Annotated in this window: 13 protein-coding genes and 1 pseudogene; 8 read left to right on the top strand and 6 right to left on the bottom strand. The window is 54.9% G+C overall.

Features of this window, described 5'->3' with window-relative positions; translation table 11 throughout:
- The 4 genes and pseudogenes from KQI10_RS02255 to alaS form a co-directional block, all read right to left on the bottom strand.
- Nucleotides 1-196 (bottom strand): annotated as a pseudogene (locus tag KQI10_RS02255) (toprim domain-containing protein); the annotation flags it as partial.
- On the bottom strand, nucleotides 189-1,235 hold the full coding sequence (holA, locus tag KQI10_RS02250) for a DNA polymerase III subunit delta (RefSeq protein ID WP_216565780.1): 1,047 nt from the start codon (nucleotides 1,233-1,235) through the stop codon (nucleotides 189-191). The gene holA and the pseudogene KQI10_RS02255, both read right to left, overlap by 8 nt.
- A gap of 4 nt (nucleotides 1,236-1,239) precedes the next feature.
- The gene (locus KQI10_RS02245; protein WP_216565779.1) at nucleotides 1,240-3,426 is read right to left on the bottom strand and encodes a DNA internalization-related competence protein ComEC/Rec2; all 2,187 of its coding nucleotides are present in this window, start codon (nucleotides 3,424-3,426) and stop codon (nucleotides 1,240-1,242) included.
- Between the two features lie 60 nt (nucleotides 3,427-3,486).
- The gene (gene alaS / locus KQI10_RS02240; RefSeq protein WP_216565778.1) at nucleotides 3,487-6,123 is read right to left on the bottom strand and encodes an alanine--tRNA ligase; all 2,637 of its coding nucleotides are present in this window, start codon (nucleotides 6,121-6,123) and stop codon (nucleotides 3,487-3,489) included.
- Between the two features lie 417 nt (nucleotides 6,124-6,540).
- Between alaS and KQI10_RS02235 the strand changes: the two genes are divergently transcribed.
- The 7 genes from KQI10_RS02235 to KQI10_RS02205 all read left to right on the top strand — a co-directional run bounded on the left by KQI10_RS02235 (nucleotide 6,541) and on the right by KQI10_RS02205 (nucleotide 11,384).
- Complete coding sequence (locus KQI10_RS02235; protein ID WP_216565777.1) at nucleotides 6,541-7,062, top strand: sigma-70 family RNA polymerase sigma factor; 522 nt, start codon at nucleotides 6,541-6,543, stop codon at nucleotides 7,060-7,062.
- Nucleotides 7,062-7,721, top strand: coding sequence for a DUF4367 domain-containing protein (locus tag KQI10_RS02230; RefSeq protein ID WP_216565776.1), 660 nt, complete (start codon nucleotides 7,062-7,064; stop codon nucleotides 7,719-7,721). Before KQI10_RS02235 ends, KQI10_RS02230 begins: the two co-directional genes overlap by 1 nt.
- A gap of 80 nt (nucleotides 7,722-7,801) precedes the next feature.
- Complete coding sequence (locus tag KQI10_RS02225; RefSeq protein ID WP_216565775.1) at nucleotides 7,802-8,155, top strand: hypothetical protein; 354 nt, start codon at nucleotides 7,802-7,804, stop codon at nucleotides 8,153-8,155.
- A 95-nt stretch (nucleotides 8,156-8,250) separates the two neighbouring features.
- Nucleotides 8,251-8,751, top strand: coding sequence for a hypothetical protein (locus tag KQI10_RS02220; RefSeq protein WP_216565774.1), 501 nt, complete (start codon nucleotides 8,251-8,253; stop codon nucleotides 8,749-8,751).
- A gap of 237 nt (nucleotides 8,752-8,988) precedes the next feature.
- A complete protein-coding gene (locus KQI10_RS02215; RefSeq protein WP_216565773.1) occupies nucleotides 8,989-9,726 on the top strand; it encodes a TraX family protein in 738 nt (245 codons plus the stop codon).
- Nucleotides 9,727-9,897: 171 nt separating this feature from the next.
- Entirely contained in the window at nucleotides 9,898-10,431 is a 534-nt protein-coding gene (locus KQI10_RS02210) for a hypothetical protein (RefSeq protein WP_216565772.1), read from the top strand.
- Between the two features lie 29 nt (nucleotides 10,432-10,460).
- On the top strand, nucleotides 10,461-11,384 hold the full coding sequence (locus KQI10_RS02205) for a hypothetical protein (protein ID WP_216565771.1): 924 nt from the start codon (nucleotides 10,461-10,463) through the stop codon (nucleotides 11,382-11,384).
- A 51-nt stretch (nucleotides 11,385-11,435) separates the two neighbouring features.
- Here the strand turns inward: KQI10_RS02205 and KQI10_RS02200 are convergent, their stop codons facing one another.
- Both KQI10_RS02200 and pepF read right to left on the bottom strand, forming a co-directional pair.
- On the bottom strand, nucleotides 11,436-11,711 hold the full coding sequence (locus tag KQI10_RS02200) for a hypothetical protein (protein WP_216565770.1): 276 nt from the start codon (nucleotides 11,709-11,711) through the stop codon (nucleotides 11,436-11,438).
- A gap of 1 nt (nucleotide 11,712) precedes the next feature.
- Complete coding sequence (gene pepF, locus KQI10_RS02195) at nucleotides 11,713-13,518, bottom strand: oligoendopeptidase F (RefSeq protein ID WP_216565769.1); 1,806 nt, start codon at nucleotides 13,516-13,518, stop codon at nucleotides 11,713-11,715.
- 129 nt (nucleotides 13,519-13,647) lie between these two features.
- On the opposite strand from pepF, the gene KQI10_RS02190 reads away from it, so the two are divergent.
- A complete protein-coding gene (locus tag KQI10_RS02190) occupies nucleotides 13,648-14,520 on the top strand; it encodes a DMT family transporter (RefSeq protein ID WP_216565768.1) in 873 nt (290 codons plus the stop codon).
- Nucleotides 14,521-14,533: the final 13 nt, after the last annotated feature.

Below are 14,533 nucleotides of genomic sequence, written 5' to 3'. Positions count from 1 at the left end.
CAAAGCCCGCGCCATCAGAGTCCGTAAATACGATCAGGCCCTGCTTCTCCGCCACCCGGCGCAGAAGGGACATCTGCGCCTTATTTTTGAAAATTCCGAAGCCGGAGGTCTCAAAAATCGCCGCGTCTACGATCTGGCTCAGGGTATTTTTGTCATAGCGGCCCTCCACCAGAATGGCCTCCTGAATTCTAACCATTTTTCGCCTCCCGGGCAATGCTCAGAAGCAGCAGCTCCAGAAGCCGCTGGGGTTCGTCATAGGAGGTTTTTATCTTATAGTCCGTTTCCAGCACCAGTTCATTGGCCTTCCGGCAGAAGGAAGCACTGAACCGCCGGGCGGCCTCCATGGTCTTCCGGGCAGGATAATCCGGCAGTCCGCAGAGCTTTTGCAGATCGCCGGAATTTTTGCGGTTGTCCAGCAGCGTCCGGGCAGCGCCCAGACGCCGGAAATGGCTGCCCACCGCGCCCAGAATCGCCAGAGGCTCCTGCTGCATTTTCAGCAGCTGCCGGAGCTTCAGCAGCGCCTCGTCATAGCGCCCCGCGCTGAGCATGTCCGTCATCTGGAAAACAACGGCGTCCAGTACCGGCTCGGTCACCGCGTCAATATCCGCTTTGCAGATGGTATCGGACCCGGAATAGGCGCAGATTTTCTCGATCTCCCCCAGCAGCGACGTCATGGTGCCGTCCGTAATGTCAATGAGATAGGCGCACAACTCCGTGGAAATGCGCTTCTGATGGGCGGCAAAGTGTCTGGTCAGCCAGGCAATCAGATCCCGCTGGTCCTGCTTGGCAAACTCCACCACCAGGCCGTTTTTTTCAATGCTCTCCCAGAGCTTTTTCATCCGCTTATCCGGCTTCCAGGGACAGGAGGTATAGACGAAAACCACAGTACAGTAGTCTGGGATATCCGACAGCACCGCCGCCATGCGCTCCCGGTCTCCCTCATTCATTTTGAAGAGGTCAATGTCCTCCACCTGCACCAAAGTCGCTTCCGCCATCATAGGCAGATTCTCCACCGCCTCGGAAAAGGCGGTCAGGTCAAAGGTTTCCGGGTTGAAGCGGTGGTAGTTAAAGGACTCCGTCAAAGAATCCAGCAGAATCTTTTTCAGCTGGCTAAGGTAATGCTCCAGCAGAAATGTCTCCTCGCCAAAGAAGACATAGAGCCTTTCCGGATTCTTCTCCCGGATATGGGTTTTCAGCAGCTGCAACTCGCCGCCGGGTGCCTGTTTCTTGACCACGGCGTTACCTCCTGATGATAATGGTTCCTTCCTGATCCGTGCGGCGGACGGTGCATCCGGCCTGTTCCAGCCGGTCCAGTACCTCCGGGGTGGGGTGACCGTAGTGATTCTCCCCAACGCTGATCAGCGCCAGCTCCGGCTGAACCGCGTCCAAAAGGTCCTGGCAGGTGGATGTTTTGGAGCCATGATGGCCCACCAGCAAAATGTCCGCAGAGATAATATGCTCTTTTACCAGACGCCGCTCACCTGCCGCGTCCAGATCGCCGGTAACCAGTATAGCACAGTTTTCCGTTTCAAACAAGATAGCCATGCTGTTTTCCTGATCCTTATTGCCGCCGGTATAGGGGTAAAAGCGCAGGATTCCCGCGCCAAAGGGCAGTTCACAGTCCTCCGTGACCACAAATCCCTCCGGCAGCAGTTCCGAGGGCCCGGGCAGAATGGCTGCGGCCGCCGGAATCTGGGTCAGGAAATTCTCCGCGCCGCCGGAATGGTCCCGGTCGTAGTGGGTGAACATCAGCAGATTCAGATCGTATAGATTCTGACTGCGGAGCATCTGCCATGCCTTGTCGGCGGAAACGGTATCGGAATAGCCGCCGCAGTCGATGAGGGCGCTCTCGCCCCTGCTTTGCAGCAGCAAACACTGACCCTGTCCCACGTCCAGCACCGTCAGCCGGCAGTCGTCCGTCCTTGGCTCCAGACCCCAGAGGACCGTAATGACCGCCAGCGAAAGCACCCCCGCCGCGGCATACACCCATCCATGCCGCCGTCCGAAAACACACCACAGCACGATCAAGGCATAAACGCCCGCCAGCCAATAGACGGTATAGGGTTCGCAGGTATACAGTGCCGCCATGGGAATCCCGGAAAGGGCCCCGGCAGCCCAAAGCACCAGCCGGATGGGCCATGCCGTCAGCCAGCCCAGTGCCGCCCCCAGTGCGGGAACAAGGGGCCCCAGAATACAGACCGCCAATATTCCGCCGAAGAGAAAGGGCAGCAGCCAGAGAATCAGAAAATTGGTCAACGGAGCAATCAGGCTGGCAGTACCAAAATAATAAACGGACACAGGTAGAGAAAGCACCGTCGCGCTGAGGCTGACGGCCACGGAATCCGCCAGAATCTTTCCCCCGGGCAGCTTCCCCAGAGATTGCGAAAGGCCCTCGGAAACAGGTTTCTGGAACAGAAGGATGCCCAGGACGCAAAGCACGGATAGTTGGAATCCCGCGGCGGTAATGACCAGAGGGTTATCCATCAGCAGCCACAGCACCGCAAAAGCCCATGCCGTCAATGGATCATAGCTTCGCCGGGTCAGCCGGGACAGCACCAGCAGAACCGCCATCAGGCATGCCCGAACCACGGAAGGCGTATTGCCCACCATGGCACCGAACAGTGTCAGCACCGGAACCCCGATCAAAAACGCGGGCCAGGGCCGTTTGGCGCAGAGTACCCAGAGAAATCCAAAGAGAATGGCCACATGCAGCCCGGAAACAGCCACAATATGCCGGATGCCGCTGACCCGCAGGGCCGTTTCCTCCGCATAGGAGAGATCCGTTGTATCCCCCAGCAGCAGCGACCTGGCAAAGGCCGCCGTGTCCTCCGGGAAGCAGTCTTCCACGGCCTCTTTGGCCGCTGCACCCAGGCGCTGGGGAAGATACCGCAGGCTGTTTTCCCGCGTCCCATCAATATGGACCGGACTTTTTGGGCTTGCAAGGGCGAAAACACAACGGCCATAGTTTACGGCGTTTTCCTTGGAGCCGCCGGGCAGGGTCACCTTGATTTGGAAAGCCCCTTCCAGAATGTCCCCGGCCTTCGCTGTCTGTCCCTCGCCCAGGTAAGCCCGAACGGTATAGCGTTTGCCATTGATCTCCATTTGCGCCTTAACCGTGTCGCTGTACTGCCCCGGCACACTGTCGGCCTGGGCGACCAGTGCAGCGGGGACGGTCTTCCCGTCCAGCGCAAGCAGCGGAGCGTAACAGGTTCTTTGCAGGAAAAGCAGCACGCCGCTGCCCAGCACCATGCCCAGCAGCACCGCCGCGGGATAGCGCACCCAGCGGTATTTTCCCGACAGCCTCACGGAAGCGGCCCCCAGCAAAAGAGTCACGCCAAAAAGCACCGCGCTGTAGTCCCAGAGCAGCCAAACAAGCAGCGCGCAGCTCAAAGCCGCGCCTATGGAGAACCAGAACAGTCTGCGCATACCATTCTCTCTCTTTCGCAAAAGGCGCAGCCGGTCAGGGCTGCGCCTTCAAAGTTTTGATTATACCTTCTGGGAAACGAAGTCATCCACCAGAGCCAGGGCGTTGTCCACCTTGACGGGGTCCTTGCCGCCGCCCATGGCGCTGTCAGGCTTGCCGCCGCCACAGCCGCCGCACTCGGTACAGACCAGCTTTACCAACTCACCGGCCTTTATGCCTCGGGCAACAGCCTCCTTGCCACAGACGGCCAGGAACGTGGGCTTGTCATCCTTGACGGACGCCAGAACGGCAACCACTCCGGGCTCCCGATCCCGCAGCATATCGCCCATCTGGCGCAGCTTGGCCGCGTCTGCCTTGGGCAGCACCACGGTCATGACCTTCAGGCCGCCGATCTCATGGGCGCCGAACAGGAACCGCTCGGCATCGCCCGCGGCTTCCCTGGCCTTGTACTGCTCAATGACCTTGCGCAGTTCCTTGATCTCGTCCAGATGGCTCTGCAGCTTTCCGGCCAGCTCCATGGGCTTGACCTTCAGGCGGCCCGCGGCCTCGGACAGCAGCAGCCGATTGGTTTCCAGCTTCTTCAGGCACAGCTTGCCGGTATACGCCTCGATCCGGCGGACGCCGGAGGCAACGCTGCCCTCGCTCTCGATCTCAAAAGGACCGACCTTGGCGGTGTTATCCAGATGGGTACCGCCGCAGAACTCCACGGAGTAGCCGCCCATGTTGACCACACGGACCACGTCGCCGTACTTCTCGCTGAACAGAGCGGTCGCGCCCAGCTTCCTGGCCTCTTCAATGGGCATCTCCCGGGTGACAATGGGGTAGCCCTCCAGAATGGCGTTCTGGACAATGGAATTGACCTTTGCCAGTTCTTCCCGGGTCATGGGCGCGTAATGGGTAAAGTCAAAGCGCAGATAGTCCGGCTCCACCAGAGAACCGGCCTGGTGCACATGGTCACCCAGAACGCTGGACAGCGCCTTCTGCAGCAGATGGGTAGCGGAGTGGGCCCGCATGATGGCCTTCCGGCGCTCCACATCGATGGAGGCGCAGACAATGTCCTCCACATGGATTGCACCCCGGTTCAGCTTGCCGTAGTGCAGGTACTTGCCGCCCTTGTCCTTCTGGACGTTGGTCACCTCAAAGCGGCTCTCGCCCAGCAGAATCACGCCGTGGTCAGCCACCTGACCGCCCATTTCGGCATAGAAGGGGGTCTTGTCCAGCACGATGATACCGCTCTCGCCGCCGGAAATGGCGCCGGAGACCTCTTCGCCAACGCAAATAGCCAGAACTCTGGCCTCGCAGTTGAACACATCGTAGCCCACAAACTTGGTGGGGGTGTTGTCCAGGCCCAGGTCAATGCCGGCCCAGGCCAGGTCGCCCAGAGCCTTCCGGGCTTCCCGGGCGCGGACCTTCTGCTCCTGCATCAGCTTCTCAAAACCGGCCTGATCCAGGGTCATGTCTTCGTCGGCAACCATTTCCAGAGTCAGGTCAATGGGGAAGCCGTAGGTATCGTACAGCTTGAAGGCATCCGCGCCGGAGAACTCGGTCTCGCCCTTGGCCTTGTGCTCGGAGAGCATATCGGCGAAGATCTTCATGCCGCCGTCGATGGTACGGGCGAAGTTCTCCTCCTCCACCTTGACCACCTTGGTGATATAGGCGGCACGCTCCCGCAGATAGGTATAGTGGCTCTCGTTCTCATGGATAACGGTCTCCACAACCTGATACAGGAAGGGATGGTCCACGCCCAGGAGCTTGCCGTGACGGGCTGCACGCCGCAGCAGACGGCGCAGCACATAGCCCCGGCCCTCATTGCTGGGCAGAACGCCGTCGGCGATCATAAAGGTGGATGCCCGGATATGGTCGGTAATGACCCGCAGGGATACGTCCATCTTGACGCTCTGGCCATAGCTGGCTCCGGTGATCTCCGTGACCTTGTTGGTGATGTTCATGACGGTATCCACATCGAACAGGCTGTTCACGTCCTGGCACACAACAGCCAGACGCTCCAGACCCATACCGGTGTCGATATTCTTGTGGGCCAGCTCGGTATAGTTGCCGTGTCCATCGTTGTTGAACTGGGAGAACACGTTGTTCCAGACTTCCATATAGCGGTCGCAGTCGCAGCCCACAGTGCAGCCGGGCTTGCCGCAGCCGTACTTTTCGCCCCGGTCATAGTAAATCTCAGAGCAGGGGCCGCAGGGGCCGGAGCCGTGCTCCCAGAAGTTATCCTCCTTGCCGAAGCGGAAGATCCGGTCGGCGGGTACGCCCACTTCCTTGTTCCAGATGTCAAAAGCCTCGTTGTCATCCACATAGATGGAGGGATACAGACGATTCTTATCCAGACCAACGACCTCGGTCAGGAACTCCCAGCTCCAATGGATGGCTTCCCGCTTGAAGTAGTCGCCGAAGGAGAAGTTGCCCAGCATCTCAAAGTAGGTGCCGTGACGGGCGGTCTTGCCGATGTTCTCGATATCGCCGGTACGGATGCATTTCTGGCAGGTGCAGACCCGGTGGCGGGGGGGCTCCACCTCACCGGTGAAGTAGGGCTTCATAGGCGCCATGCCGGAGTTGATCAGCAGCAGAGAAGCGTCATTCTGGGGGATCAGGGAAAAGCTGGGCAGACGCAGATGGCCCTTGCTCTCGAAGAAGGAGAGGAACATTTCCCGCAGTTCGTTTACGCCGTAAGGCTTTGTGCTCATGGTTTTCTAACCTCCATTTTTCTGCAAAACAAAAACTCCGCCCCCGAATTTAGGGGCGGAGTAGAATTTACCCGCGGTACCACCCTAATTTACCCGGGAAGCCCGGGCATCTTAGACGCTCTGTAACGGGAGCTCCCGCCCCGGTCATCCCGGGTAACGCCGGAAGTGGCGCGCAGCCGACCGCCGAAGGGCTTCCACCGTCCCCTTCTCGCTAAAGGCGCCAAACGCTGCTTGGTTTCCGCATTGTCTTTGCATATCGTGGCTATTCTAACCACTTTTATGGGGTTTGTCAATAGGAAAAAGCAAAAATGGGCGTTTTTACGCAGACTCTGGGGCACGCTCTTTACTGTCCGGAAAACTGCCTCTGGAAAAATACGCGGCAATATGGTATATTTGGCGCAAAGGAGGGATGCACCGGTGCTTGTTTATATGTCGCTTATGGATTCAACGGATGACCGGACAAAATTTGAACGGGTTTACCAGAGCTACAAGGGCCTCATGTTTTACACCGCCAACCGAATTCTGAACAATCCCCAGGACGCCGAAGACGCCGTACATACCGCCTTTGTAAAAATCGCGGAAAATATTTCAAAAATTCAGGAAGCGGTGTGTCCAAAAACAAAAGTCTTCGTCGTTACTATTGTTGAGAACACCGCCATCGATCTCTATCGGAAAAAGAAGCGCTGTGACACCATTGATTTCCCGGAGGATCTGCCGGGCGCTCCTGTTGACCTTGAAAAAGGGACGGCGCTGGCCGCCTGCATGGCGAGGCTGCCCGCCAGATACCGGCAGGTCCTTCTGCTGAAATACAGCTACGGGTTCTCTAACAAAGAGCTGGCAAAGCTTCTGGGCATCACGGAGGCAAACGCGGTCAAGCTGAACCAGCGCGCCAAGCAAAAATTTCAGGAATTGTGCGAAGAAGAGGGGGTGCTGCTCTGATGGATGAGCTTTTCAAACAGGCCGCGGACGAATATCTGAACGCTATCAGCGAAAGTCTTCCTCAGCCGGAGGACTGTCCGCATACCTTCGGCAGGCGCTTTGAAAAACAGATGGGGCGCCTCATCGCCAAAACCGCCCACCCCCTGCGGACCGCAATGCTCCGGACCGCCGCCAGCTTCGCCGCCGTCCTGCTGCTGTTCGGGTCCGTTCTGGCTGTTGATGTAAACGCACGGGAAGCATTCTTGGGATGGGTAATAGAGCAGAGTACATCTTTTTCGCATTTCGTTTTCAAAGGTGAACACACAGGACTGGATTCTGCACAGTTTTATCCAGGATGGATTCCAGATGGCTGTACCCTCTATGACAGCTATCCGATACAAAACGGTCAGACATTTCTATATTCCAACGATTGCGGCGATGTATTGTCCTTTATTTACACTTCGTCTCCAGAAAATCTAGAGGTATATATTTATACTGAGGCATGCAGTCAGGAAACCTTGACCGTTAGTGGGTACGAGGCACAGCTGTTCATACCATGGGATGCAACAGAAGCATCCGATCTCGTCTGGCAGGATTCTCATGGAACTCTCTTCCTAGTTTCCGGTAAATGTGACAAAACAATTTTAATCCAATTTGCTGAAAATATTTTAAAAAAATAAAAAAATATTTTTTACCTAGTGTCCAAAAACGCTGTCGAAATTCGTTACATTGTGTAGAACAACAAGAAGGAGGTGAAACAATGAAAAAGCACATCGGTTTTGTCATGCTCCTGATTGCACTTTTAATCCCAGTCTATGCGCAAGCCGCAACTCCTCGCAGGCCAAAAGTTTTACCGTACATAAACTTTAGCGGGACTACGGCGACTTGTTCTGTTTCAGTAAATGGAGACAGCACAAAGGACACTATTTCTCTAACAGCAAAATTGTACGACGGAAGTACCTGTATTGCCACATGGACGGATTCTGGAACCTGCAACCTGAATTTCAGCAAAACAAAAACCGTTCAAAGCGGCAAAACCTACAAACTGACAGCGGATGTCACAATCAACGGAACTGCACTGGGCACGACATCTGCAACCGGGACCTGTCCATAATCTTTCGCCCATATGAAATAACCGTAAAGGTGGTGTTTCCGATGCAGTTAATAATCTGTAACCACAAAAGACTATAAATACTTTGGAGGTACATTATGAAAATGCTAAAAAAATTGGTCGCTCTGCTTATCGTACTGTCTATGTGCACTGTTTTTCCCTCCGCCGCACTCGCAGCACCAATCCATTGTGATTCCGCAGACAACACCACGCTTGCAGCGGAACCTCTGTCTTTGCCCGTCCCTGATTTCAACCAGTTTCCGTCTCAGGTTTCGCCAATGGCGCTCTACAAAAGCTTCTCTTGTGAAGCGGGTCACTATGCAGAGCCCCTGCTGTCCGACTACAATGTGATATCGGGCTCAACCAAACTGAGCATCAGCAGTCTGACATGGGTATATCCCACATGTGACATTACCGTAGGTTTCTTTCCGAGCGGAACAACCGGTACAACACCATATGGGGTCAGACTTTCCGGCGGATCAGCCTCCAACCTAACCATAACAACAGAAAATGTTCCCTCTGGAATGTACTGGATCTATATCTATAACAATGGCGACTATACTGTTAATGGAACGATTTATTTCTCTGTCTCAGAATAATTAGAATAATATAAGAATCCCTTCGTTTTACATATAAACAGTGTATGTCAAAAGCCATTGTAAAGCGTCTCGCTGCCGTACTTTTCAGCAAGAGCTAACACAAAGCACCTACTTTTCGTCGACCTAAAATCCAAAATCTCGTAATCTGGCAGATGGGAAATGCCATCTGCCAGAGTTACTTTTCGTTACAGGCCTATTGGAGCTTCATTTCAAAAATGAAGTATTGAGGTAAAGCTTATGAAAAAAGAAGGTTTTTATACTGATAATCTGCATCTGATTGGCTGTTTGCTGCTTATCATTGATCCGTTATTGGTCTTTTTCCCCAGCGTCAGTGGCCTTCACGTCATCCGAACTATGGCATTCCCGATTTTTGCCTACCTCCTGGTTGAAGCATATGGGGACGGTGCGCATTTTTCAAGGCTTGTGCAAAAATTACTGATCCTTGCCATAGCCTTTGAAATTCCATTTGATTTGAATCATACATGGAAGCCCTTTGACTTTCGGATGAACAATCTGTTCTTTACGCTGTTTTGCGGACTTCTGATGTTGGGTGTTCTAAGTCAAAAGTGGAATGCTGCGCTGAAAATTGGAGCCGTCGCTGCAATTGCCGCCCTCAGCTGTCTGCTGCATTTTGAATACGGACCGTGTGGAATTTTGACAGTCCTGTTATTTTACACAACACGATCTGCAAAATGGAAATATGTTCTGCAAATCTGTGGGCTTCTGATTCTTTCATGTCTTTACGCACAGGTGGCCGTGAGAAGCGAAGTGATATGGATGACAGCTCCCGGCGTTATCTCGCTCCCATCCGGCTCGCACATAGACGCACAATTTTTTTCCGCACTGTCTCTTATCCCGATTTTCCTCTGCACTAGGAATGGAAACGTTTCCAGCAAAAATTACGCAGTATATTGTTGTCTCCCATTGGCATATCTTGGAATCTATCTGTGTCGCAGAGTGATTATGGGCTTCTGACATTATCCGCGTGCAGACGACCGCTGCAGAATATACTTCCCAAACGATAGACTTCCGCTCTTACGAACTGCGGTTTTCTGCGGGTACACCATTCTCCTGAACAGTTGAACTTATCCTTCCAGTCTTTGCATCGGCGTCATTCTGGGCCAGTGCAAAGCCAACAAGAAAGGGGTGATTCCTTTGTATCTATCACACATAGCCCAAACAAAGAGAAACGGAGCGAAAAAACAGATTGCTTTTCCCTGGTGCTTTTCCCTGGTTATTTTTCTCGCGTTTATCCTGACATTTTCTCTGGCGGGCTGTTCGAACAATCCGAGCGACGAGGAAATCCGCGAGGAACAGGAAAAAATCGACGCCTTTTACGCAGATTTCTTGACCGCCTTTTCCGGAACATCCTACGACGGCGTAGCCCCCTATCTTCATTTTGAAGATGATATGTTCCGCAAAGATATGGCGGAAAATTTCGAACCGATCCTTGACTGTAAAATTGCAGGCAGAGAAAGGCTTGCGGAAAACTTTTGGGTATATCATGTTTACCTGACAGGCGCAGGCTCCAGCTATATCGATGAGGGCTATCACTTTATCGGAGAAATCGATGGACAGCTTCAGGTAATGATCGGCCGCTATGCAGTCCCCGAATCCCTCCGCAGCAAGGCAAAGACAGATATCATGCAATTCAAGCCGGAAAACGCGCTTGATGAATGAAGAAGATGCGATGCAAGGCGGTATAGACCATGAAAAGAGCTTTTGGAACGATCACCGTTATTCTCCTGCTGCTCTGCGCGCTTTCTCTGGGAGCCACCGTATTTGCGGCAGACAATGACGCCGGGATCAAGGCGACGCCCCCTGAGAAGCTTGCGGGGCGGAATCTGAAAATTTCCGTTTTGAATTACATATTTGACGGCGGGGAAACCATTGCGCTGAACGGCGGAAACTATGCTTCCGTCACACTGTATAATCTGGCGGACGTTACCATTGATCTGGGCGGGGAAACCGTGGCTCTGAGAGACGCTTTGGAGGAAAACAAGATCTCCGGGGACGAGCTGGTGGCCCTGGCCCGGCTGGACGCGGCTCAGGACGTTTGCAATGAGACGGCGGAATCCAAAAACGGCCTGACAGAATTTACCTATCATTACCCGGAATTCAGCCTGCACTATGTTTATGACATCTATGAAACGCCCGACGGGAAACAGCATCTGATTAAGGATCTGTCCCTCTACGGCGCCAAAAATACACCGGTCTACGCCTATACGTTTGACGCGGACGGGCAGCCCATTGACTATGAAGACTGGGGGCTGGAGTTCCGTATCTCCGAAGTCAATTCCAAGGAGATGCGCCTGACCTGTTCGCAATCCGGCGGTCAGCAGCTCGGCACCCTGTCGCTGGAGCTGGCGCTGCTTTCCAAAGCCGGTACCGACCAATATGAACCGATTGATCCAATCACTCCAAAGGGAGAAACAGCAGCAGCCTCTGAGATCAACATGGGCGGCATTATGGAAATTTCCTTTGATTTTGAAAAAACCTATGGCGTTCTGCCCGCCGGGGATTATGAATTGACCCTTCAAGTCGCTGACCGGTACGACAAGAACGCGCTGTCAGCACTGACACGGAAGTATCACGATACGCAATGGTACAGCATTGCATTTACAATAAAATGATCCTTTATAAGTAAGGCGGGGACGATGTTCGCATCGTCCCCGCCTTGGGTTTTATATTTTGCTTTCCAGCCAGCGGAGCATCTCTTCCCGGCCCTCGTCGGTCAGGGGGAAGTCCTTCTCCTCCTCCATGGTGCTTTTCTCATAGCAGAAAAGGCCGTGCCAATAGGCGGCGTGCATGGTGGAGCTGGCGAAGTCTACCTCTTTGGGCGTGGCCATGACCACTTCCGGGACCACCCGGAAGCGGAACAGGCCCTTGGAGCCGGTGAAGATATTGTTCATGGCGAAGGTATGCAGGGTCGGAAGAAAAATCAGGCTTTCCTCTTCCATGTTACTCTGCCATCAGGCTTTCCATCTCATCCAGCAGCTCGCCGAAGAGCTTCAGGGCATCGTTGACGGGGGCGGGGCTGGTCATGTCCACACCGGCGCCCTTCAGCAGGTCGATGGGGCTCTTGGAGCAGCCGCCGGACAGGAAGCCCAGGTAGTCCTTTACCGCGCTCTCCCCTTCCCTCAGAATGCGGCGGGACAGGGCAATGGCCGCGGAATAGCCGGTAGCGTACTGGAAGACATAGTAATTGTAGTAGAAGTGGGGAATTCTGGCCCACTCCATGGCGATCTGATCATCCACCACCATATCATCGCCGTAGTACAGCTTGCACAGACGGGCGTATTCGGCGCTGAGCATATCGGCGGTCAGGGTCTGCCCGGCGTCCACAGCCGCGCCCATGAACTTCTCGAACTCGGCAAACATGGTCTGGCGGTAAATGGTGCCCTTGAACTGATCCAGGAAGTGGTTGATCAGGAACACCCGCTCCTTCTTATCTGTGGTCTTCTTCAGCAGGTACTCCATGAGCAGGGCCTCGTTGCAGGTGGAGGCTACCTCGGCCACAAAGATCACATAGTCGGAATCGATGGGGTTCTGGTGCTTGTTGGAGAGGTAGGAGTGCAGGGCGTGACCCATCTCGTGGGCCAGCGTGAACTGGCTGTCCAGAGAGCCGGAGTAGTTCAGCAGCACAAAAGGATGGACAGCGGTACCGGCGGAGTAAGCACCGCCCCGCTTGCCCTGATTCTCGTAAACGTCGATCCAGCGGTTCTCGAAGCCTTCCTTCAGAATAGCCCGGTAGCCGTCGCCCAGGGGGTACAGGGCGTCATACACGGTCTGCTTTGCCTGAGCAAAGGGGATTCTGGCGGGCTCATCCTTCAGCAGCGGGGTATAGACATCGTAGAAATGCAGCTCGTCCACACCCAGCAGCTTCTTGCGCAGACGGACATAGCGATGCATCTTGTCCATGTTCTGATGGACGGCCTCGATCAGGTTGTCGTACACGGATACGGGCACATTGGTGCCGTCCAGAGCGGCCTCCCGGGCAGAGCCGTACTTCCGGGCCTCGGCGAAGAACTTCAGCTGCTTGTTCTGGGCGTCCAGCAGGCCCGCGGCGGTATTGCGCATGCCGTGCAGAGTATTGTACAGATTCTCATAAGCGCTCTTGCGCAGCACCCGGTCACCGCTTTCCTCCAGAGGCACAAAAGTGCTCTGGCTCAGGGCGTGGGCCTTTCCCTCACCGTCCACGGCATCGGGATAGTGCATATCCGCATTGATAAAGGAGCTGTAGACCGTATCAGGGGCGTTGGCCATTTCCCCGGCGGATGCCAGCAGACGCTCCTCCGCGGCGGTCAGGGTATGGGCCTTTCTGCGGCGCTCATTGTTCAGATACCGGCGGTAACGCTCCAGGTCGGGGCAAGCCTTGTAGAAGCTCTCCAGAGCCTCCTCGGGGATCGCCATGATCTCCGGGGTATCGAAGCTGAACGCGGCACTGACGCTGGTCAGCGCGCCCATGAGCTTGCCGACCATGGCCTGGTAGGTGGCGTTGCGGGTATCCTGATCCGCCTTGCGGGTGGCGTAATTCGCCAGCAGCTCCATCTGGCTGCCCATATCCTCTACCAGATGCAGGAATGCGCAGAGGGTCTCGCCACTCTCACCCAGCTTGCCGGCGTAGGCGGCAACCTCGTCCTTTCGTGCCATCAGTGCGGAAAGAGCCTGCTCCCAGGCCTCGTCGGACACATACAGGTCCTCCAATGCCCAGGTATCTTCCTGAGGGATTTCCTCACGGGAACGAATGGTTTCGAAATTCGACATACATAACCTCCATGATATAAATTGTGAGGACATTATACCACACAATGCACAAATTTCCAATGGCATCCGAAAAATTTCTTTGCGTTGTATTTTTATGCATTTCGTGGTATATTGTTGCGGGGTGATCAGATGAAAAAACAGTTATCGGGCGTTTTCGCCCTTTTGGGAGCCACCGTAATCTGGGGCTCCGCCTTTATTGCGCAAAGCGTAGGCATGGATAAGATCGGGCCCTTTACCTTTCAGGCCGTGCGGTGTTTTCTCGCCGTCTTATTTCTTCTCCCTGCTTCCGCCCTGTTTCCGGGGGAAAAAGGCTTTTGGGAAAGCTGGAAGGATCCGCAGCTATGGAGATCCGGCCTGATCTGCGGGCTGGCTCTGTTTGCCGCCAGCAGTCTGCAGCAAATCGGGTTGATCTATACCGACGCCAGCAAAGCGGGATTCCTTACGGCCATGTACATCGTCTTCGTGCCTTTTCTTGGGCTGTTCATAGGCCAGAAGCCCGGCCGAAACGCGATGCTGAGCCTGATTCCGGCTGTAGTTGGACTGTATTTGCTCAGCTGCACCTCTGTCAGCGGAATCAACAAGGGAGATGTGCTTCTGCTTCTGTGCGCTATGAGCTTCTCTGTGCAGATTCTTCTGATTGACAGGCACTGCGCCGGGCTGGACGGCGTGAAGCTGAACTGTGTTCAGGCATTGGTGGTGACGGTGCTTTCCATTCCTTTTGCCCTGCTGACAGAATCCATCAACGGCGCACTGATCCTCTCCTGCTGGCTGCCCTTGGGGTATGCGGGCGTGCTCTCTATGGGCGTCGCCTATTCCCTGCAAATTGTCGGCCAGAAGCGGGTAGCCCCCGCCGCGGCGGCTCTGCTCATGAGTCTGGAATCCGTTTTCGCCGCCCTCTTCGGCTGGCTTCTGCTCCATGAGACCATGACGGGAACGGAGATGCTGGGCTGCGCGCTGGTGTTCTCGGCGGTCGTCATCTCTCAGCTGCCGGAAAGGCGCTGATCCAAGACCGCGC

It is taken from the genome of Pseudoflavonifractor sp. MSJ-30 (assembly GCF_018918045.1).
In the GTDB taxonomy this organism is placed as follows: Bacteria; Bacillota; Clostridia; order Oscillospirales; family Oscillospiraceae; genus Faecousia.
Note: the sequence above shows the minus strand (reverse complement) of the source record. Positions and strands in the feature narration are given on the sequence as shown.